This is a genomic window from Pedobacter roseus, from assembly GCF_014395225.1.
GTDB lineage: Bacteria > Bacteroidota > Bacteroidia > Sphingobacteriales > Sphingobacteriaceae > Pedobacter > Pedobacter roseus.
Genome location: NZ_CP060723.1, coordinates 1,365,364 through 1,386,771, shown reverse-complemented (window position 1 = coordinate 1,386,771; position 21,408 = coordinate 1,365,364). Strand labels below are relative to the sequence as shown.

The window sequence follows — 21,408 nt, the reverse complement described above, 5'->3', positions numbered from 1 at the left end:
CACTAGATTTCGCTTGAAAGTGGCCACTCGGCTCATTTTAAGCGGTTTTAAGCTTCTGAAAAGCGGGGCTGGACTCGATGATTGTTTCGCCTAGAGAAACCGAAATGGAGATGTTCTAATGGCCTTAAAATCAAAAATTACGTTTCTTATTCTGATGTGTTTTTAAACATGGGCTGATTTGTCTCAAATTCTGTCCTGGAAGGCCGTTTTTCTTGCAAAACCATCTTCTGTGGAGGATTGAGAGAACAGATGTAGGAAAGATAGATTGGGAAATGAAGGTAAGGAATCTGGGAAGATTGGATATATTTGGCTCAGTCTTTACGATTCCATCAAGACCGGATGGTAAAAAGCTGGGTGCACAGTTTGGAATGAAATCTGGTGCACACTTTCAGCGAAATCCCCACACTTGCGCTTCGTGGCTGTTTGAAATGCCCTAAGTGTCACCGATCTTTAAGTGGAAGTTCATCAAAAGGAAAAAACAAACACTTCACTTACTACCATTGCACATCTGCTTGCGGAATCAGGTACAGATCCGAAAAAGTCAATGAGGACTTTACAATTGAACTCCTAGCCTACCTACCCAGGAATGGTTATGAAGAGATTTTTATCGAAACTATATCTGATGCATATCATAATCAGGTTGGTTCCATTTTGGATGAACGAAAAGCATATTCAGCACAGATCAGAGAATGCAACAAGAAAATTGAGAGAGCGAGGGATTTATTATTGGATAATGCGCTAGATGCCGTGGACTTTAGAACAATAAAAGTAGAAGGTAATGAAAAAATCGTCATACTCGAATCGAAGCTGGCAGAGCTAAATACTAAAAATAAAGCTGTTTTGAATATTAAACCGATAGCTGAGCGAGCGATCAACAATTTAACCAACCTGGATTTATTTTATGAAAATTCAAGTGTTGAGGGCAAAAGATATCTTATAAGTTGTCTTTTTCCGGAAAAAATGGAATACAATGGCGACCGATATCGAACACCCCAGGTTAATGAAATTGCCCAACATATTTACCTGAAAAACAAAGAGTTAGAAGCAAAAAAAATGGGACGAAAATCTTCTGAAAAGACCTCGTCCCACTGGGGTGGCTGATGGGGCTCGAACCCACGACCCTCGGCACCACAAACCAATACTCTAACCAACTGAGCTACAGCCACCGTGTTTTTTGATGTCACAAAAGTACGACTTTTAATATTCCTTGCAAATATTTTTTCCAAAGTTTTTACAACAAATTTTTAATTCCTTAACATTCAATTATTTGAAATTGAAAAAAAATTTCAGCAACAGATAAAACAAGCTATTTTGAAGCTAAAAACATAACTTTACTGCGTTTATGATCGAAATTTATACAGACGGAGCAGCCAGCGGCAACCCAGGACCAGGTGGCTGGGGTACCATTTTAAGGGCAGGACAACATTATAAAGAATTAAGTGGTGGTTTTAGGATGACTACGAATAACCGCATGGAGTTATTGGCTGTAATAAAGGGATTAGAGGCTTTAAAAAGTTTAAACCAGGAGGTAACCGTTTATTCCGATTCGAAATATGTGGTTGATGCCGTTGAAAAAAAATGGGTTTTTGGCTGGGTAAAAAAAGGTTTTAAAGACAAGAAAAATAAAGACCTTTGGATGCGTTTCCTTGAATTATATAAACTGCACAAAGTGAAATTTATCTGGATTAAAGGCCACAACGATCATCCGGAGAACGAGCGTTGCGACCGTTTAGCTGTTTTTGCTTCACAAGACAAGCAAAATTTAGCGATAGATACTTTTTTTGAAGTGGAAAGAAGCAAGGCGCAGCTTTAGTCGAGCCCACCGATTACATTTAAATCTTCCAGTCTGGCTTCTGCCTTGGCCTCAACCGAAATTGATTTTGCGGTGTAAAGCAGCATCATTTCTTCCGCTTTTTCCACCATTTTTTTGGAGCCGATAAAAATCGGAACCCTTTGGTGCAATTCCGTCGGCTGGATTTCCAGTATACGTTCGAAACCTGTACTTGCCTTGCCCCCGGCCTGTTCTATAATAAAAGCCATTGGGTTACATTCGTACAAGAGCCTTAATTTTCCGTTTGGAGAACGCGAGGTGGTAGGATAGATATAAATTCCTCCTTTTATTAAATTCCGGTGGATATCGCCCACCATGGAACCGATGTAGCGCGAAGTATAAGGGCGTTTTGTCGCTTCATCCTCTACCTGGCAATATTTGATATATTTTTTAACGCCATCAGGAAAATGCACATAATTACCTTCATTTACAGAGTATAGATAGCCTATTTCGGGTATTTTCATTTGAGGGTGGGAAAGGCAAAATTCGCCGATGGATGGATCGAGTGTAAAGCCGTTCACTCCTTTTCCGGTAGTGTACACCAGCATGGTTGATGAGCCGTAAATAATATAACCTGCGGCTACCTGTTGTGTACCTTTCTGCAGCACATCATCGATACTTGCCCTGCCATCTACCGATTTTCTGCGATAAATGGAGAAAATGGTTCCCACAGCAACGTTTACATCTGTATTAGAAGAGCCATCCAACGGATCGATGCAAACAATATATTTGGCATTCTGCGAAACAGGCGATTCGATATGGATAATTTCATCTTCCTCTTCGGTAGCTACGATACAGCATTCACCCCCACTGGTTAAAGCGGCAATAAACTGTTTATCGGCATAAACATCTAATTTTTTCTGTTCTTCTCCTTGGATATTCGTAGTTCCCATATCGCCGAGAATGTCAACCAAACCAGCCTTATTAATTTCGCGGTTTACAATTTTTGCGGCAATGCCAATATCCCTCAACAATCTCGAAAGTTCACCTTTGGCATAAGGGAAATCTGCCTGTTTTTCTATAATAAATTGTCCTAGTGTTTTAACGCCACAAACCATACTTAGTGTATATTTTACATTATCTACCCGATAACTCTATAACCTCTAAGGTATGAATATTTTCGTCAGTAATGCAAAATCTGATCAGTGTACGCACCTTGTGCCAGCCATGTTTTCCCGCTGCACCGGGGTTTATATGCAAACATTTTATTTTTTCATCGAACATTACTTTCAAAATATGCGAATGCCCGGTAATGAATAATTTAGGAGGGTTAGTGTATATTTCTGGTTTTACAAAAGATGAATACCTACCCGGATAACCGCCAATATGGGTCATCCAAACATCAACCCTTTCGCAGCTAAATCGATTTTGTTCCGGAAAGGCTGATCTGATTGCTCCATCATCTATATTTCCGAACACCCCACGCAAAGGCTTAAATGCTGCCAAAGGTTCGGCTACATTGGGGCCAAAATCTCCGGCATGCCATATTTCATCCACCTCATCAAAATGTTTAAAAACGGCATCATCCAAAAAACCATGGGTATCAGAAATTAATCCTATTTTTTTCATTTTGTAAAGTTAATACCCATTGTGTTTTACACCTTTATTTACCGTTAAATTATTTTAAGTTCTTTTAAAACCACTGTAAAAAAGATGTTTTTTAGCTTAAACGACAAACAAAACCCGATAAATCATCATTTTTTATTTATAGGATATTATCATCGGGTTCAGATCCTGATTAATCCCGATGAACATGTTTTCTTCTAGTTTTGCCTCACCTGTTTGAACGTTCCGTTAGGCTGTATAAATGAAACGGAAGAAGCTTTTGATACGCCTTCTTTTTTCTCGAATTTTAAACTAAAGCCTTTTAGATTTTTAAAATTAAAAGTATCGTTTCCTATTGAAATGGTTTCATATTCAGGCTGACCGGGCACTGAAACAAATAAAATCTTGCCTTTTAAATATACCTTGGCGAGTCCCTTTTCGCCGTAAGTACCGGTATAACTTTCTAAATCCGCAGCACTCAACTCAACAGTTCTTGGTTTGTATGAAAAAATGGCTGGTTTCATTCCCCGCTCAAGCGGAATACTGACCCCTTCAATTTTGCCGTCCTGTCCGCTGATAAAATTAAAGCGCAGATCACTTTCTGCCGTGTCAATTTTTCCTTTTTTATCGATACCGCTGATGCTGAACACATCATAATGATAGTGCCTAAGTAAAAGCTTCTCTTTTCCCATCATGGCAAATAGCGAATCGTTTTTAAATGATACATTGATCACGCCATAAGCAGGGTTGTCAAACAGGCCATCGTAATCTTTTAAAGGATGTGAAGGTTTGGTATTTAAAACGTGGGTATTTTCAGCTGTCTTTTTTGTTGCCTTTTCTCTTTCTTTCGCCTCTTTTTTTGCTTTAATCGCTCTACCGTTCCAGTCGATGTTTTTTAGTTCCAATACCCTGTCGGCAATGCTGCTGTAAACAATTTTGGGAACATTAGATGTATTCTGATTGGTTAAAACCACAATACCTATTTTATCTGTAGGAAAAAAGGATACACTTGCCGAAAAACCATTGATGTTGCCCCCATGCTCTACCATGTAATGCCCACGGTACGAACTGATCATCCAGCCAAAACCATAAGTAGAAAGGTAAATATCCTTATCCTCTTCGGGTAAACCGCCCCCATCACCATCTGAGAACTTGCAGCCTCTCGTATATAAGAGGTAGGTAAAATCTCTTTCCCTTTATAAGATCCCCCGTTGATCCACACTTTTAACCAATGGGTCATATCGTTAACACTGCTATTAATGCTTCCGGCCGGCCCCATTCCATCTATATTAAAATAATCGATCTTTTCAATAACGCCTTTATTGTTTATGGTATAGGGTAATGAAGCATCATTATCCTTTTCGAATTCAAAAATACTGGTATTGGAACGGCTCATTTCCAGTGGATCAAAAAACTTTTCTTTTATATTCTGCTCCCAGGTTTTTCCGGTCAGTTTTTCAACAATCATGCCCTGCGCCAAAAACATAAAATTATTGTATTGCCATTTTTCGCGCACAGCAGCAGTTGGCTCCATATAACGCACCCGCTGTATGATGCTATCGCGGTTGGAAGTATTAAATACGAACCACGATAAATCATAACGTGATAAACCAGTGCGGTGGCACATCATATCACGAACGGTAATCTGGCTGTTCATATTATCATTATAAAACTTTAACTGCGGCAAATAAGAGGTCGCAATGCCATCGAAAGATAGCTTTCCTTCTTTTTGCTGCAAACCAATGAGTGCAGAGGTAAATGATTTAGTGCTCGAGCCGATAGCAAAAAGGGTGTTCGGTGTAACCGGTTTTTTGTTTTCGACATCGCGGTAACCAAAACCTTTACTATAAATTACCTGATCGCCTTTTACCACCGCTACTGCAAAACCAGCCACCTGCTGATCTTTCAAGATCCTGTTTAGCAAAGTATCGATCCCAGCCAAAGGATCGCCAGTTTTTTGTTTTTTCGTTTGTGCAAGAGAAGATAGTGCTATTAAACATAGCAAGAACACATTAAGAATACGTTTCATTTTAATTTAGGTGAGATTATGCCTCCTAAATTACAAATGATAATGGCTTTATACTTGAAAATGCATAATTTTCAGCTATTTTCTTAATAAGCGAGAAAAAAATCCTTTAGTAGAGCCTTATATTCTTGCGTATGCTCCTTTAAAGATTCGTAAATATTAAAATCACTTTCTATCAACAGCGTTGTGCCTTTTTTCAAACAGATAATCTGCCTGAAAGTTGGTTTATTTTCATCAGAATGGATATTGATCCGTGCAGCAAGCGATAAATTATATTGAGATGCGATACAGATCACTTCATCAGCCTGTTTTACCGGCAAAATAAGCCAGATCTGCCCGTCATCAGCCAAAAGCCAGTTCGATTTTTCAACCAATAAACTAAAAAAATCTTCACCTGCATGCCTGGCGATGCCTTTTCTAACTTCTTCGTTTTTTAGATCATTTACAAAAAATGGTGGATTGGAAACAATCAGATCAAATTTTTCAGGATGGTTATATTGTTCAATTGCGGTATGGCTAATACTTAACCGCTCACTAAAAACTGACGATTGAAAATTCCTCCCCGCGGTTTCAGCAGCTTGTTTGTCTATTTCCACCGCATCTATAACTGCATCAGGAAAACGTTGCGCCAGCATCAAAGCAATTACCCCCGTTCCTGTTCCGATATCCAGTATCCTTTTTGGCGACGGATGGGTAACTATTGCACCAAGCAATACCCCATCGGTATTAATTTTCATCGCGCAGCCTTTTTGGTCTACTTCAAACTGCTTGAATTTAAAAATACTCATCTTATTTTTTAAAACCTTAAACCAATCCTTATTGGAAGAAAAATGGATTGGTGAACAAACCTGAACCCGGCCTTGTACTGAAGGCTCAGTTTCGCCCCTATCTTATGTTCAACTCCACCACTAAAATCAACAACTGTTGCAGTAGAACCGTTTGTATATTGATTATTAATATGACTTCTTCCTATCTTCAGGTTAAATAATGGAGAAATTTTAGCTTTGGTTGTGATATACTCCAAATCGCCAAAAACAGAATAGCCATTAATATGCTCATAATTTAAATAAGACACACCTAAACCTAATCGAAGGTTATCCCTAAAACTTACTCCATTAATAAAGCTTAAATCGATACCATTAGGCTTTCCATTAAGCTGATAACCTAACCAACCTTCTCCAACATCATACTTTATGGGCCTGGAAAGGAAAAACTGATATCCAGCCTCAATTTTAGCGGTATATTTAATTTGAGATTGTGCATAAGTATTGATTGAAGCATAAATCAATGCACAGCATAAGAGCGTTTTTTTCATTTGAGCGTTATAATTTTAATTCTTATATATTTATTTTTCGTAAAGTTCTAAAGGTAAACCATCCGGATCAGCAAAAAAAGTAAAGCGTTTATCAGTAAATTCATCAATACGGATCGGTTCGGTTACAATCCCATGTCCACTTAAACGCGAAATCTCCTTTTCAATATCCTCAACCTCAAAAGCCAAATGACGTAAACCTTGTGCTTCTGGTTGCGACGGCCTCACAGGAGGATTTTCAAAAGAAAAAAGTTCGATCTGGTAAACACCATTTACGGCCAGGTCTAGTTTATATGATTTCCTTTCTGCACGATATGCCTCTGCCAAAACCGTAAAACCTAATTTATTGACATAAAAATCTTTCGATTTTTCGTAATCAGAACAGATAATGGCAATGTGGTGGATTCGAAGCATAAAAAGTTAATGATTGAATGGCAAAATGATTGAATGAGTGAATTAACCGGACAAAGTTGCAAAATATCCACATTAGTTAATTAAAATTCTTTTATTCGACACTCACTCATTCTAAATTCTCTCATTCAATCATTATTTTTTGACATTCAATCATTCAAAATTCTCTAATTCAATCACTCTACTACACCTGTTTTTTCATATAAAAAAGCTATTTTTGCAACTTCAAAAAAAAAGCATGATTCATTTCTTCCTTAGTCAATCGCAGGCGATTTTTGTTCTACAAACAGACAAAGCGCTTTCTACCACTGATATTACTAAACTCGAATGGTTATTTGGCGGCGCCAAAATCTCGCAGGAAACAGCTCTTAAAGGCTTTTTCGTTGGACCAAGAGCAGCAATGATTACTCCATGGAGTACCAACGCGGTGGAGATTACCCAGAATATGGATATGCAAGGCATCATCAGGATTGAGGAATTTAAGCAGGTTGACGAGAATTTTTCAGATTATGACCCAATGCTTTCTCAAAAATACGATAAACTTGATCAGGAGGTTTATACCATCAACATCAAACCTGAACCGATTTTAGAAATCACCGATATTGCGGCTTATAATAAACAAGAAGGTCTTTCTTTAAGTGATGAAGAAGTTGAGTATTTAAACACCTTAGCACAAAAACTAGAAAGACCTTTAACCGATTCTGAAGTTTTTGGTTTTTCACAGGTAAATTCAGAACACTGCCGTCATAAAATTTTCAATGGTAAATTCGTAATTGATGGTGTAGAACAGCCTACTTCTTTATTTAAGCTGATCCGTAAAACCTCAGAAGAAAACCCTAACGATATTGTTTCCGCCTATAAAGATAACGTTGCTTTTATAAAAGGCCCGAAAGTGCAGCAATTTGCACCGAAACGTGCCGATGAGCCCGATTATTATACCACAAGCGATTTCGAATCAGTAATTTCCCTAAAGGCTGAAACACACAACTTCCCAACCACAGTAGAGCCTTTTAATGGTGCTGCAACAGGTTCGGGAGGTGAAATCAGAGACCGTTTAGCTGGCGGACAAGGATCATTGCCTTTAGCCGGAACAGCAGTATATATGACAGCCCTTTCTCGCCTGGAGGATAACCGTCCATGGGAAAAAGGTGTTGAAGAAAGAGAATGGTTATACCAAACCCCGATGGATATCCTGATCAAAGCATCAAACGGTGCTACTGATTTTGGAAATAAATTTGGACAACCGCTCATTACAGGTTCGGTTTTAACTTTCGAACACGAAGAAGAAGACAGAAAGTTAGGTTTCGATAAAGTAATTATGCTTGCCGGTGGTATCGGTTACGGTAAAGCCAGCCAGGCGCAAAAACTTAAACCACAGGAAGGCGATAACATCGTTATCCTTGGTGGCGAAAATTACAGGATTGGAATGGGTGGTGCAGCAGTTTCATCTGCAGATACTGGTCAACATGGTAGCGGCATTGAATTAAATGCCATCCAGCGCTCAAATCCTGAAATGCAAAAACGTGCAGCAAACGCAGTACGTGGCATGGTAGAAAGCGATCATAATTCGATTATTTCTATCCACGATCACGGCGCAGGCGGTCACTTAAACTGTTTATCAGAACTGGTTGAAGAAACAGGTGGTTTAATCGACTTGGATAAATTACCTGTTGGCGACCCTACCCTTTCGGCCAAAGAAATTATTGGTAACGAATCGCAGGAAAGAATGGGATTGGTAATCGGTAACGAGCATATCGAAACTTTACAAAAAATTGCCGACCGCGAACGTTCACCAATGTACACCGTAGGTAAAGTAACCGGCGATCACCGTTTTACTTTTAAATCGGCAACAACCGGTTTAAAACCGATGGATTTAGAATTGGCAGCTATGTTTGGCAGTTCACCTAAAATCGTAATGGACGACAAAACCATCAACCGTAATTACGAAGCTGTTACATATAACAACAACGAATTAAATACCTATTTAGAGCAGGTGCTTCAACTAGAAGCTGTTGCAGCTAAAGATTGGTTAACCAATAAAGTAGACCGTTGCGTGGGTGGCCGCGTAGCCAAACAGCAATGTGCTGGCCCGTTACAATTACCATTGAACAACTGTGGTGTAATGGCTTTAGATTTTCAGGGAAAAGAAGGTATTGCCACTTCGGTTGGTCATGCACCACTTTCAGCCTTGATTGACCCGGCTGCTGGTAGCCGCAACGCCATTGCAGAATCGCTTTCGAATATCGTTTGGGCACCTTTAAAAGATGGTTTAAAAAGTGTTTCACTTTCTGCCAACTGGATGTGGGCCTGTAAAAACGAAGGCGAAGATGCCCGTTTATATGCAGCTGTAAAAGCCTGTTCTGATTTCGCCATCGATTTAGGAATCAACATTCCAACCGGAAAAGATTCGTTATCGATGAAACAGAAATATAAAGATGGCGATGTAATTGCGCCAGGTACCGTAATTATTTCTGCAGGTGCCAACTGTGATGACATTACCAAAGTGGTTGAGCCTGTATTGCAGAAAAATGGCGGATCTATTTATTACATCAACCTTTCTAACGATACCTATAAATTAGGTGGTTCATCTTTCGCACAGATTTTAAACAAAATCGGTACAGAAACCCCTGATATTAAAGATGCCGGTCAATTTAAAACGGCATTTAATACCCTTCAACAATTAATTAAGGAAGACAAAATCCAGGCTGGACATGATATTGGCAGTGGTGGTTTAATTACTACCTTACTGGAAATGTGTTTTGCTGACCGCAATTTAGGTGCATCGATCGATTTATCTTCATTGGCAGAAACAGATAGCATTAAAGTATTATTTGCAGAAAACATTGGTATCGTATTCCAGGCTGATGCTTCGGTTGAAGAAACCTTTGCACAAGCTGGCGTTGCTTTCCATAAAATCGGCGAGGTAAATACTTCAGCTAAATTAGAAGTTAAAAACGCTGCAGACAGCTTCAGTTTTGATATCGATCATTTACGTGATGTTTGGTTCAAAACTTCATACCTATTAGATAGCAAACAAACGGGTAATGGATTAGCAAAAGAGCGTTACGATAATTATAAAAACCAGGTTTTAAATTACACTTTCCCAACGCAATTTGATGGTAAAAAACCTGTAATCGACGCCAGCAAACCACGTCCAAAAGCGGCCATTATCCGCGAAAAAGGAAGTAACTCAGAGCGCGAATTGGCCAATGCGATGTATCTGGCAGGTTTTGATGTGAAAGATGTGCACATGACCGATTTAATTACTGGCAGGGAAACTTTGGAAGATATCCAGTTTATCGGCGCTGTTGGTGGTTTCTCTAACTCCGACGTTTTAGGATCGGCAAAAGGCTGGGCCGGAGCATTTTTATACAACGATAAAGCAAGGGTAGCCTTAGAGAAATTCTTTGCCCGCCCTGATACTTTATCGGTTGGGGTTTGTAACGGTTGCCAGTTATTTGTAGAGTTAGGTTTAATTAATAAAGACCACGCAGAAAAACCTAAAATGCTGCATAACAAAAGCGGTAAACACGAAAGTATTTTCACTTCGTTAACTTTACAGGAAAATAACTCTGTAATGTTATCAACCCTTGCCGGAAGCACTTTAGGCGTTTGGGTATCACATGGTGAAGGAAGATTCTCGTTACCTTATACAGAAGATAAATATAAAATTGTAGCTAAATATGCTTACGAAAGTTATCCGGCAAGTCCGAATGGCTCAGATTATAATACGGCAATGATGTGTGATGAAACAGGCCGTCACCTGGTAATGATGCCGCACATTGAGCGTTCATTGTTCCAATGGCACTGGGCAAATTATCCGCAAGGCCGTAAAGATGAAGTTTCGCCATGGATGGAAGCCTTTGTAAATGCACGTATGTGGATTGAGAATAAAGCATAATAGAAATGGAAGATGTAAAATGGATGATGGAATTAAAAACCATCATCCATTTTTTGTTTAAACACATTCATCATCTCGAGCGGGACCGATAGCTATCGGGTCCACTGCGGGCTAACCGCTATGTAGGGTTTATTAAACAAAAGCCTGTTCTTCGGCATACCGGCCTGTTTCTGCGTTCGCAATAAACCATTAATAGCATTACCAGCCTTGCCACCTAAACCCGACCGAAGTGAAAAACCCGCAGCCTGAGGTACGAAGGTGAGGATTTGAAACAAAGGGCGGGACTGCAATTACAAAAAAGTACTGTTCATGCTTTCCAAAAAAGCAACAATAAAACCACTAGAACAAAAAAACGGCCCGGGCATCGCCCAAACCGTTTCAATTTACCTAACTCAACATCTCCCTAAAAACCAAGAGCATTAATTAGAAAGTCTCCCCATTACCCATTTTCCATCCCACATCTTCCATCCCATCATATTCCCTGAATGTCTTTTCTAACCTCTGTTCTCCAGCCTTTTCCGTATTTCTTATCCATAAAAGAAGCCACTACTTTATTGTAATCTTCAAGTGAAATATTTAAAGGCATTACACATCCAAAATCCCGGTAAGCAATGCCATACTTCTTTTCAAATATTTCCTGCCCTTTAACATAAGTAGATACAATACCACCGCGGAGCAAAAATTTCACATTTCCGTTTTTTAAATCAGTATTGGCCAGTTTAATGCTGTATTGTTTTGAAGTATCTACCGGATTTACAACCTTCGCACTTAAATAAGCAGCTGAAAAACAAGTAAACAATAATATTAATAGGGACTTTTTCATATTCAGCAATTTTAATTAGAAATCTGGAAGTTGATCGCCATATTATACCTCACACGTACTGGTGTACCTTTATTTTTACCTGGTTTCCATAACGGTGATTTTTTAATCACTTTCATTGCTTCTTCGTCGCAACCAAAACCGATTCCTTTAATTACTGATACATCAGTGATGGAACCATCTTTCTCTACTACAAAACTCACAAACACTTTTCCCACTGCACCTTCTTCCTGCGCTCTTGATGGATACCTTAAATTACGCTCCATATATTTAGACCATGCTTTGGCACCACCGGTAAACTCTGGATACTCATCAACACCACCGTTAATATAGATATTTGTATCTTCTCCTTTTCCTTCGCCCTCTTTAGCAGTTCCTGTTCCATCACCATTACCTTTATTATCTGTTACCACCGCGCTTGGAGCTACAATACCTTCCTGTGTTTTGGTACTAATCACCGCTAATTTTATATCATCCATTGTTGGCGGCGGTGGAAGTTCTGTTTTATTAACTACTACAACCTGTGATGGAAGCGCTATCGTTTTAACTTTAACCGGGTCAGCCTTTTTAGGCTCAGGCTTTTCTTCCGGTTTAGGCAGATCTTGTTTCATCTGGTGGATAACATTATCTAACTTAACTTCAACTGCCGGCGTTTCAACTACAATATCTTTTGGCGACAGCTTCGCATAAATCAACGGAGAGAAACAGGCAAGTACAAATAAACTACCTGATACAAAAAGTGCCTTGGTCATAATCTTTGAAGATTTAGATCTTAAATCATAAGCACCATAGTTTTTGTTGCGGTTTGCAAATACAAGATCGAGCCACTCGGTTTTGTATACGTTAATAGAAGAGTTGAACATAGTTTTAAAGTTTTATAGGATGATGCAACAAAATCATCGATTCCATAAACCATTTAAAAAATCTATTTTCTTTACAAAAAATGAAATTTTTCATCTGAAAAACATTTTTTTATTTCATTTTCAGTAAAATTCACATATTTCTTGCGATTGTTTTACAAAAATTAATAAAATATACTATTTTTGACAAAAAACATAACAAATTAATGAAAAGCTTAAGAACCATCGCATTAAAAGAGGCTCAAAATAGAATTTCACCTGAAGTTAAATCTCCTTCGGCGAAAATTTCTGATTTTTACGGCTCGAATGTATTTGATAAGAAAAAAATGAGAGATTTCTTATCTAAGGACGTGTATGAAAAATTAATTTCATCTATCAACCAAGGTGAATTAATCAATTCTGACGATGCTAACCAAATTGCTACAGCTATGAAAGCCTGGGCAATGAGCGCTGGCGCAACGCACTACACGCACTGGTTCCAGCCATTAACTGGTACAACTGCCGAAAAACACGATTCGTTTTTTGAGCCAAGCGGTGATGGTGCTATCGAAAAATTTGCTGGCAGCGCATTAGTTCAACAAGAACCAGATGCTTCAAGTTTCCCTAACGGTGGTATCCGTAATACTTTCGAAGCCCGCGGTTATACTGCATGGGATCCTTCTTCTCCAGCTTTCATTATGGAAAGTAAAGCAGGTAAAACACTTTGCATTCCTACAGTTTTTGTATCATACACAGGCGAAGCCTTAGATTATAAAGCGCCATTATTAAAAGCATTAGCTGCACTTGATAAAGCTGCTGTTGATGTATGCCAATATTTCGATAAAAGCATTACTAAAGTAAATGCATCATTAGGTATTGAGCAAGAATACTTCTTAGTTGATGAGTCATTATTCAACGCCCGTCCGGATTTATTATTAACCGGTCGTGCTTTGTTCGGTCACATGTCTGCTAAAGGCCAACAATTAGAAGATCATTATTTCGGTTCTATCCCTGAGCGCGTATTCAGCTACATGGTAGATTTCGAAAACGAAGCTTTGAAATTAGGTATTCCATTAAAAACCCGTCACAATGAGGTTGCGCCTTCTCAATTTGAGTGTGCACCAATTTATGAAGAAATCAACCTGGCTATCGATCACAATCAATTATTGATGGATTTGATGGAGAAAGTTGCCCGTCGTCACCATTTCCGTGTATTATTACACGAGAAACCTTATGCAGGTATCAACGGATCAGGTAAACACAATAACTGGAGCTTAATTACCGATACTGGTAAAAACTTATTGGCACCAGGTAAAACGCCTAAAAACAACTTAATGTTCCTTGCTTTCTTTGTAAATACAATTAAAGCGGTTAGCGAGCATGCAGATTTATTACGTGCAAGTATTGCATCGGTAAGCAACGATCACCGTTTAGGTGCAAACGAAGCGCCACCTGCAATTATCTCTATCTTCTTAGGTTCTCAACTGAACGATGTATTAGATGAGATTGAGCACTCACGCATCAGCAAAAAAATCAAAGAAGATAATGCACTTTGGTTAGGTATTCCTAAAATCCCACAGATTTTGTTGGATAATACCGACCGTAACCGTACTTCTCCTTTCGCCTTTACAGGTAACAAATTTGAGTTGAGAGCTGTTGGTTCATCAGCAAACTCTTCTGCTCCAATGACGATCTTAAACGCGATTATGGCTGAGCAATTGGTTAAATTTAAAACAGAGGTTGATAAATTGATCAAAAAAGGTGATAAAAAAGACATCGCTTTATTAACAGTGATCAAAAAATACATCAAAGAATCTAAAGGTATCCGTTTCGAAGGAAATGGTTACAGCCAGGAGTGGGAAGATGAAGCTGCAACACGCGGTTTATCAAACATCAAAACTACGCCAAAAGCTTTAGATGCTTATTTAACTGAAAAATCTGCTGAGTTATTTGCTTCAACAGGTATTTACAGTGCACGTGAAATTCATGCCCGTCATGAAATCATGTTAGAAAACTTCTACAAAAAATTACAGATCGAAGCACGTGTAATGGGCGAAGTAGCTAATACTGCTATTATTCCTGCTGCTATTGCTTACCAAAACTCTTTAATCGCAAACGTACAAGGCTTAAAAGCAATTGGTGTAGACAGCAAAGTTTCTATCGATATCGTTAAAAAACTATCTGAGCATTTAGAAATTGTAAAAACCAATATCGATGCGATGTTAGAAGAACGTAAAGTAACCAACAAAATCGAAGATACCCGCGAAAAAGCGATCGCTTACGATGAGAAAGTTAAATCTTACTTCGATATCATCCGTTACCACGCTGATAAATTAGAGCAGATTGTTGACGACAGCGTTTGGCCTTTACCAAAATTCAGAGAATTATTATTCATGAAATAAGAAAGGCATAAGCTAAAAGGTTTAAGGCGTAGGGTTTACTCTACGCCTTTTTTTGTTTCAAGAAATTCGTCATTGCTATAAGGGTTTTTCAGCCGACAAAGCAATCTTAATGCTCTCTGTAAAAAACATTTTTACCTTTGTTCTCTGTGTCTTCGTGGTAAACAAACTTAGGTGATCTTAGTTAGTTAAACATTTTTTTTTGGAAAGCAATCCCTGTGCTCATCGGTTAAAACAGCCCTGCTTTCCTTCCTGCTACAATGGCGCTGCCAATTTTAATGTTGCTGCACCAGCATCCATACAATCAGGTTTATTTTAGATAGGCCTGTGCAAGGGAAAAATCTGCCACAACGAGCAATCCTAAATGTCCTAAGCCCGATTGTACGAATGCCGTTTTATAACTTAAATGTTTTTTTTTCGATAGCTTTAAAACGGCAGCAGGAAAAGCGGGGCTGCAAACCGCCATGAAATGACAACTTTCGCTTCCAAAACCTTTTTCAATTTTCTTGTTAAAACAAGCCTTGTGCAGGGAAAAACCTCTGACAATGACTCACAATTTACCATCGACTCCCGACTTCCGACTCCCGACTTCCGACTTTCTAACTTCTCCCCTTTTACCTTCCACCTTAAAAAACTATCTTTGCGGCAACATGAGTGATAATAGGTACAATCAACGCGGCGTTTCTGCCTCAAAAGAAGATGTGCACAATGCCATCAAAAACATCGACAAAGGAATTTTCCCTAAAGCGTTCTGCAAAATCATCCCCGATATTTTAGGTGGAGATGAGGAATATTGCAACATTATGCACGCCGATGGTGCCGGTACCAAATCTTCTTTAGCTTACGTTTACTGGCAAGAAACCGGCGATATTTCGGTATGGAAAGGCATTGCACAAGATGCCATTATCATGAATATCGACGATCTGATCTGCGTGGGTGCTACTGATAACATTTTACTATCCTCAACCATTGGCCGGAACAAAAACCTGATTCCCGGCGAAGTGATTGCTGCCGTAATTAACGGAACCGAAGAAATTTTGGCCGATTTACGCGAACAGGGCATCTCCATTTACTCAACCGGCGGCGAAACCGCAGATGTAGGCGACCTCGTGAGGACTATTATCGTCGATTCTACCGTAACCTGCAGGTTAAAGCGCGAAGACATCATCAGCAACGACAACATTAAGCCAGGCGACGTAATTGTGGCATTAGCCTCCTACGGACAAGCGACCTACGAAACCGAATATAATGGTGGCATGGGATCGAACGGATTAACCTCCGCCCGTCACGATGTTTTTGAGAAATCTGTTGCCAATACCTATCCTGAAAGTTTTGATCCGGCCGTTCCTTTCGACCTGGTTTTTTCTGGTCAAAAGCAATTGGCCGAAGAAATAGAAATCGAAGGTTTTGGCAAAACTACAGTCGGTAAACTGGTATTATCACCTACCCGTACTTATGCCCCGGTAATTAAAAAGATTTTAGAAAGCTACCGCAGCCAGATTAATGGCATTGTACATTGCAGTGGTGGCGCACAAACTAAAGTGTTACACTTCATCAATGATGATATCCACGTCATCAAGAATAATTTATTCCCTATTCCACCGCTATTTAAATTGATACAAGAGCAATCGGGCACCGATTGGAAGGAAATGTACAAGGTATTTAATATGGGCCACCGCATGGAGCTTTATGTTCCTCAAGAGATTGCAGATAGCATCATCGAGATCTCAAAAAGCTTTAATATCGACGCTCAGGTAATTGGCCGTGTAGAAAGAGGCAATCAGAAACAGGTAACCATAGAAAGCGAAAAAGGTACTTTTGTTTACAATTAAGAAATAATATACATATTAAAAAAGGGTCTGAAATAAAATTTCAGACCCTTTTTTTATGACCTTTCTACAAATTTGTGGAAGGGAAATTATTGTCCGGCAGCTTTCTTTTTCTGGCTAATGAAATCAGTTTGTGCTATCAAAGATTTAAAAAAGGCAATCGGTTTATTAAAATCCGATAAACACTCATGTCCTGACTACAATAATTTTATCCGTCACAAAAAAAAGCTCCCGATTTTCATCGGAAGCTTTTCAAAATTATTTTTTAAAAGCTACAATGCAGCTCTTAATCCAAATTCAGAAAGTGCAAAAGTGTATTCTGCCAACGTTACATTAGCAGCATCCTGAGCAACAATAATAACGCTTGTTCCTCTTGATTGCGAAGTAACACCGTTACTTGTTGTGAAAAGGCCCTTGCCTATTTGACTTAAATTAAATGTGTAGGTAAGTCCCCAAACAATATTACTAGCATTTCCATAAGCACCAATTGCAGTAACCACTGGTGCACCAGTAATAGGCGATGCAGTTGCAGCTAAAGAAACATTTGAAGCTGTAAAAAGCTGTGTCCTAACAGAACTTGTATTTGTTTGAGTATTAGCCAAGTAATAAACAGTTAATTTAGGAATTATTTTTGATGGAAAAAGTTTCTCTCCAACAATATAATTAAGCGTTACAACGCTAGTTCCTACAGTACCTGTAGCCGATATAGCAGCACCTTTAGCCAACTCAATAGTTGTACCACCTGTACCCGAAACTTCTTTTTCAGCATTAGGGTCTTTTTTGCAAGCGTTCATTGATAACACAATAATGCTAGCCGCAACCATAATTTTTGATAATATATTTTTCATTTTAATCAATTTAAAAATTTACAGCCTTAGTTGAAATTATAACGTACTCCGAACTGCATGTAGTAAGTAGACAAAATAGTTTGTGAAGTTCCAAATGTTTCTCTAACAATATCACCTTGGGTTGCAGCAAGTCTGAATGTAGGCTTAGTTGTAGGGCTGATAGATGAAACGTTCTGAGGAACAAGAATAGCAGAGTTGTTTACAAAGTTTACATTACCCCATTTACGGTTCAACAAGTTACCTACGTTAAAGATATCAACTGTAAATTGAAATGAATTTTTAGATTTTCCGTAATTTCTGAAAACTTCCTGGGTTAACCTAAAGTCAAACTGATTTCTCCAAGGAGAAGTTGCTGCGTTACGCTCAGCATACTCACCTTTATGTTTGCTTAAATATTTATCGTTCTCAATATAATTCATGAAGATATCACTCTGCTCTTGAGCAGTATATCCTCTGGCATACCCTGTAGTTCCTGTAGGAATATTAACAAAGTTAATCTCTGAAGCATCACGAGGAATATAGATCAAATCATTTGTTTGTCCATCACGGTTAAAATCTGCGCTGTAGCTATATGAGAATCTTCCTTGTTGAGATCCTGAGTAAAACAAAGAGAACGATGTTGCTAAGTTCTTCAAGTACTCTTTTCTATAAGAGATATTAGCAATAACACGGTCAGGATTTAAGTTTGAAGAATAACTTAATGTTGGGTTATTAGCATTTGTTGAAGTAAATGGAATAGACCACAAGTTTAATAATTGGTCACCACTTCCGTCACCATAGTTACGTTGATCAGATCTTGTGTAAGCAACCATTGCAGATAAACCACCTTGAAATTGTTTAGTTAACTGAGCAGTTGCTTGCCAGTTATATCCACCTTTAGCATTTGTCATTTCAACAACATTTAAGGCTGAAGTACCAGTAGTACTTGGAATACCGGCAGCTGTCATATTTACTACCTGTCTGGCATTAACAGTACTTCCGTAGAATGGTCTGTTATCAGGATAACCTGGAATGTTTAAAGCGGTAGGCGTTTGTAAGTTTACATTCTGACCAACAGCTACATTTAAATCTTTACCATAAATACCTTCTAAGGTAGCTACGATTCCACCAGGCAATTTAAAATCTACTGCTAAACTTGATTTCCAGGTTTGAGGAAATTTCAAGTTACGTGATAATGCACTGATTGTTCCAGGGATACTTGTTCCGGCAGCTGGAGCAGTTGCAGATGTTAAATTTGGAGCTATACTTGGATTAAAGAATGGAGTATTCGCTTGTCCAGAGTATACTTGAGTAAATTGTAATAAACCAGCATCACCAGATTGAGAAACAATCCATACAAAAGGAACACGACCAGTGAAGATACCTGAACCTCCACGAACTTGTAATGAACGATCACCCAATACATCCCAGTTAAAACCAAAACGTGGAGAATAAGTTAATTTAGCTTCTGGTAAAACTCCAGTATCAATTTTCTCGCCATTAGCAAAAGTTTGCGCAGCAACTAAAGGATGGGTTTTAATTTCTGAAACATCAGGGAATGTTGCGCGCTCGAAACGGATACCCGCAGTTAATTTTAAACGATCAGATACCGTAAACTCATCTTGCAGATAAGCTGAGTATTGAGCAAATTTAAAGCTTGGATATGCTTGCGAACCATCAGCAGTTAATGGATAAGTTACAGAATACTGTAATGGTTTAGCGTTGTTATAAAAATCAGCATAAGAAGCAAAAGTGTAAAAACCTGTTCCGAAACGTTGGAAACCGTTTTTAGTTGTGCTGAACTCAGCTTGTACGCCTAAAGTAATGTTGTGTTTACCTAAAGCCAAACTTACATCATCGCTGTAAGTGTAACCTTTAACATCCCTTAAGTTTCCATAAGTAAATGGTTCGTAACCAAATGTAGTTAAAACGCTACCAGCTGATGTTCCGCTTTGAGTGTTATTTAAGATATCAACCAAAGGGAAAGGAGAACTATCTGAAGTTCTAGGGTCATTTTGGTGAGAATAAGTAGCACGTAAAACGTTAGTAACTTTACTTCCGAAATTTGAGTTTAACTCAGCTACAGCAGAATATAAGTTTGCTGCCTGGTAATAATTTGAATTAGAAAAGTTTAAACCAGCATTGGTTGCAGTTCCTGATCTATTGTTACCATAACCTAAGTTACCAGTTACACCAGAACCAGTTACTGATGTACTTGCAGAACTAGGTGATTTACTCTCAACCTGGTTATAACGAACACTGAAACGGTGATTTTTAGTAATGTTCCAGTCTAAACGGGCAAACATTTTTTCGTTATCACTGATATTTGAATAACCTTGATAAACACCTGGATCGTAACCATACTTAGAAATTAAAGTAGATTTAAGTTGGTCAAGATCTGAAGCAGTTGCAGGAGCAACTGTTGATACACCACTATTATACGGTAAACCTGGAGTTGCAGCAATTCTGTTATTTCCTGGTTCAACTGTATGTTTCTTCTCGTAGTTAACAAAAAAGAACAATTTATCTTTTACGATTGGACCACCTAAGCTGAAACCATAATTTTTCTCATCTAATTTCTGAATAGATGTAGCAGGAATTCTATATGTTTCGCCTATTCTTTTTCCTTGTTGCTCTTCGCCACGCATGGTATAGAAAGCATTTCCAGAAAAATCATTTGTACCTGAACGGGTAACAGCTGTTACCGATCCACCAGTGAAACCTGATTGACGAACATCATAAGGCGTTACATTAATAGAGATTTGCTCTAATGCATCAATAGAAATTGGAGAACCATTAGCTGGAATGTTTTGGCCAATACCAAACTGGTTGTTGAAGTTAGCACCATCTACAGTAAAGTTGTTCGAACGATAGTTACCCCCACCGATTGATGTACCGTTGGCTTGAGGTGTTAAACGGGTTAAATCGTTAACACTACGTGTAATGGTTGGCAAAGTTTGAATCTGTTGTCTGGTAATTACAGTATTTGCACCAGTTTTATTAGAGTTCATAATAGCATTGCTACTTTGACCTACAACTTTAACTTCGGCAAGTGTTGAACTATTATCAGTTAAAACTAAATTTAATAAATAAGGCTCACCTAATTTTAAATAAAGTTCAGTTTGTTTTTCTGGTCTGTAACCTACAAAACTAACTTCAATGGTATAAGGACCGCCAACCCGCATACCTCCGATGGTAAAACGGCCATCGTTGTTTGTAGATACAGAATAAACAGTCCCAGTTGGTGTATGTGTTGCTTTAACACTTGCACCAGGTAAGGCGCCTTTGGCATCCTTAATTGTTCCTGTCATTGATGATGTGGTTACCTGTGCATTAGCACCAACAGTAATACCTACAAATGCAACAATAACCAGTACTAATCTTAAAAGTAAAGATTTCTTCATACTTTGTTTTTTAAATGTTTTTTGTTGTTGAATAATAATCTAATAGGGATTTTATTGCTGCAAATGTCCTAATAAAATTTAACACATTTTAACATCCAATGTTAAATAATTATTAAGTCCGGCAAAACTTTTCAACATTTAACACATATTGCATGGATTATAACTTTCAGTTTATCAATACATTGATAATAAAGCTAAATTTTTAATAACGAAACAATCAGTTGATTATAATTTAAGCATAAAACCTATGTTAACATTGGTATT

16 protein-coding genes and 1 tRNA gene are annotated in these 21,408 nt (G+C 38.4%); 5 read left to right on the top strand and 12 right to left on the bottom strand.

The annotated features are described in order from the left end of the window. Positions 1-378: 378 nt before the first annotated feature. The gene (locus H9L23_RS06210) at positions 379-1,101 is read left to right on the top strand and encodes a hypothetical protein (protein WP_187594148.1); all 723 of its coding nucleotides are present in this window, start codon (positions 379-381) and stop codon (positions 1,099-1,101) included. Here H9L23_RS06210 and H9L23_RS06205 read toward each other — a convergent pair. Continuing rightward, positions 1,090-1,166, bottom strand: a tRNA-His gene (locus H9L23_RS06205). The two genes, H9L23_RS06210 and H9L23_RS06205, sit on opposite strands and share 12 nt — an antisense overlap. Before the next feature lie 176 nt (positions 1,167-1,342). Here H9L23_RS06205 and rnhA point away from each other — a divergent pair. Next, positions 1,343-1,813 carry a ribonuclease HI gene (rnhA, locus tag H9L23_RS06200; RefSeq protein WP_187594147.1) on the top strand — a complete coding sequence of 157 codons (471 nt, stop codon included), beginning with the start codon at positions 1,343-1,345 and terminating at the stop codon, positions 1,811-1,813. Here the strand turns inward: rnhA and fbp are convergent. The 7 genes from fbp to gloA2 all read right to left on the bottom strand — a co-directional run bounded on the left by fbp (position 1,810) and on the right by gloA2 (position 7,128). Next, positions 1,810-2,889 (bottom strand): class 1 fructose-bisphosphatase, encoded by a 1,080-nt coding sequence (fbp, locus tag H9L23_RS06195; protein WP_187594146.1) that lies wholly within the window; start codon positions 2,887-2,889, stop codon positions 1,810-1,812. The genes rnhA and fbp overlap by 4 nt on opposite strands. Positions 2,890-2,908: 19 nt before the next feature. Beyond that, on the bottom strand, positions 2,909-3,400 hold the full coding sequence (locus tag H9L23_RS06190) for a metallophosphoesterase family protein (protein WP_187594145.1): 492 nt from the start codon (positions 3,398-3,400) through the stop codon (positions 2,909-2,911). Between the two features lie 194 nt (positions 3,401-3,594). Further along, positions 3,595-4,452, bottom strand: coding sequence for a DUF3471 domain-containing protein (locus tag H9L23_RS06185; RefSeq protein WP_187594144.1), 858 nt, complete (start codon positions 4,450-4,452; stop codon positions 3,595-3,597). Next, complete coding sequence (locus tag H9L23_RS06180; protein ID WP_187594143.1) at positions 4,449-5,405, bottom strand: serine hydrolase domain-containing protein; 957 nt, start codon at positions 5,403-5,405, stop codon at positions 4,449-4,451. The genes H9L23_RS06185 and H9L23_RS06180 overlap by 4 nt, the downstream gene beginning before the upstream one ends. 83 nt (positions 5,406-5,488) lie before the next feature. Further along, on the bottom strand, positions 5,489-6,190 hold the full coding sequence (locus H9L23_RS06175; RefSeq protein ID WP_187594142.1) for a tRNA1(Val) (adenine(37)-N6)-methyltransferase: 702 nt from the start codon (positions 6,188-6,190) through the stop codon (positions 5,489-5,491). Positions 6,191-6,198: 8 nt separating this feature from the next. Next, positions 6,199-6,717: a hypothetical protein gene (locus H9L23_RS06170; protein ID WP_187594141.1), complete on the bottom strand. Its 519-nt coding sequence runs from the start codon at positions 6,715-6,717 to the stop codon at positions 6,199-6,201. A 30-nt stretch (positions 6,718-6,747) separates the two neighbouring features. Further along, entirely contained in the window at positions 6,748-7,128 is a 381-nt protein-coding gene (gene gloA2 / locus H9L23_RS06165; protein WP_187594140.1) for an SMU1112c/YaeR family gloxylase I-like metalloprotein, read from the bottom strand. 235 nt (positions 7,129-7,363) lie between these two features. On the opposite strand from gloA2, the gene purL reads away from it, so the two are divergent. Next, positions 7,364-11,026, top strand: coding sequence for a phosphoribosylformylglycinamidine synthase (gene purL / locus H9L23_RS06160; RefSeq protein ID WP_187594139.1), 3,663 nt, complete (start codon positions 7,364-7,366; stop codon positions 11,024-11,026). Between the two features lie 472 nt (positions 11,027-11,498). Here the strand turns inward: purL and H9L23_RS06155 are convergent, their stop codons facing one another. Together H9L23_RS06155 and H9L23_RS06150 are read right to left on the bottom strand one after the other, a co-directional pair. After that, a complete protein-coding gene (locus H9L23_RS06155) occupies positions 11,499-11,849 on the bottom strand; it encodes an FEKKY domain-containing protein (protein WP_187594138.1) in 351 nt (116 codons plus the stop codon). An 11-nt stretch (positions 11,850-11,860) separates the two neighbouring features. Beyond that, a complete protein-coding gene (locus tag H9L23_RS06150; protein ID WP_187594137.1) occupies positions 11,861-12,709 on the bottom strand; it encodes an energy transducer TonB in 849 nt (282 codons plus the stop codon). Between the two features lie 203 nt (positions 12,710-12,912). Between H9L23_RS06150 and H9L23_RS06145 the strand changes: the two genes are divergently transcribed. Both H9L23_RS06145 and H9L23_RS06140 read left to right on the top strand, forming a co-directional pair. Continuing rightward, positions 12,913-15,087, top strand: coding sequence for a glutamine synthetase III family protein (locus H9L23_RS06145; protein WP_025146134.1), 2,175 nt, complete (start codon positions 12,913-12,915; stop codon positions 15,085-15,087). Positions 15,088-15,734: 647 nt separating this feature from the next. Continuing rightward, a complete protein-coding gene (locus tag H9L23_RS06140) occupies positions 15,735-16,916 on the top strand; it encodes an AIR synthase related protein (RefSeq protein WP_187594136.1) in 1,182 nt (393 codons plus the stop codon). A gap of 269 nt (positions 16,917-17,185) precedes the next feature. Here H9L23_RS06140 and H9L23_RS06135 read toward each other — a convergent pair whose 3' ends face one another. Both H9L23_RS06135 and H9L23_RS06130 read right to left on the bottom strand, forming a co-directional pair. Continuing rightward, positions 17,186-17,761 (bottom strand): hypothetical protein, encoded by a 576-nt coding sequence (locus tag H9L23_RS06135; RefSeq protein WP_187594135.1) that lies wholly within the window; start codon positions 17,759-17,761, stop codon positions 17,186-17,188. A 26-nt stretch (positions 17,762-17,787) separates the two neighbouring features. Then, positions 17,788-21,144, bottom strand: a complete 3,357-nt coding sequence (locus tag H9L23_RS06130; RefSeq protein ID WP_187594134.1) for a TonB-dependent receptor — start codon at positions 21,142-21,144, stop codon at positions 17,788-17,790. Positions 21,145-21,408 lie beyond the last annotated feature (264 nt).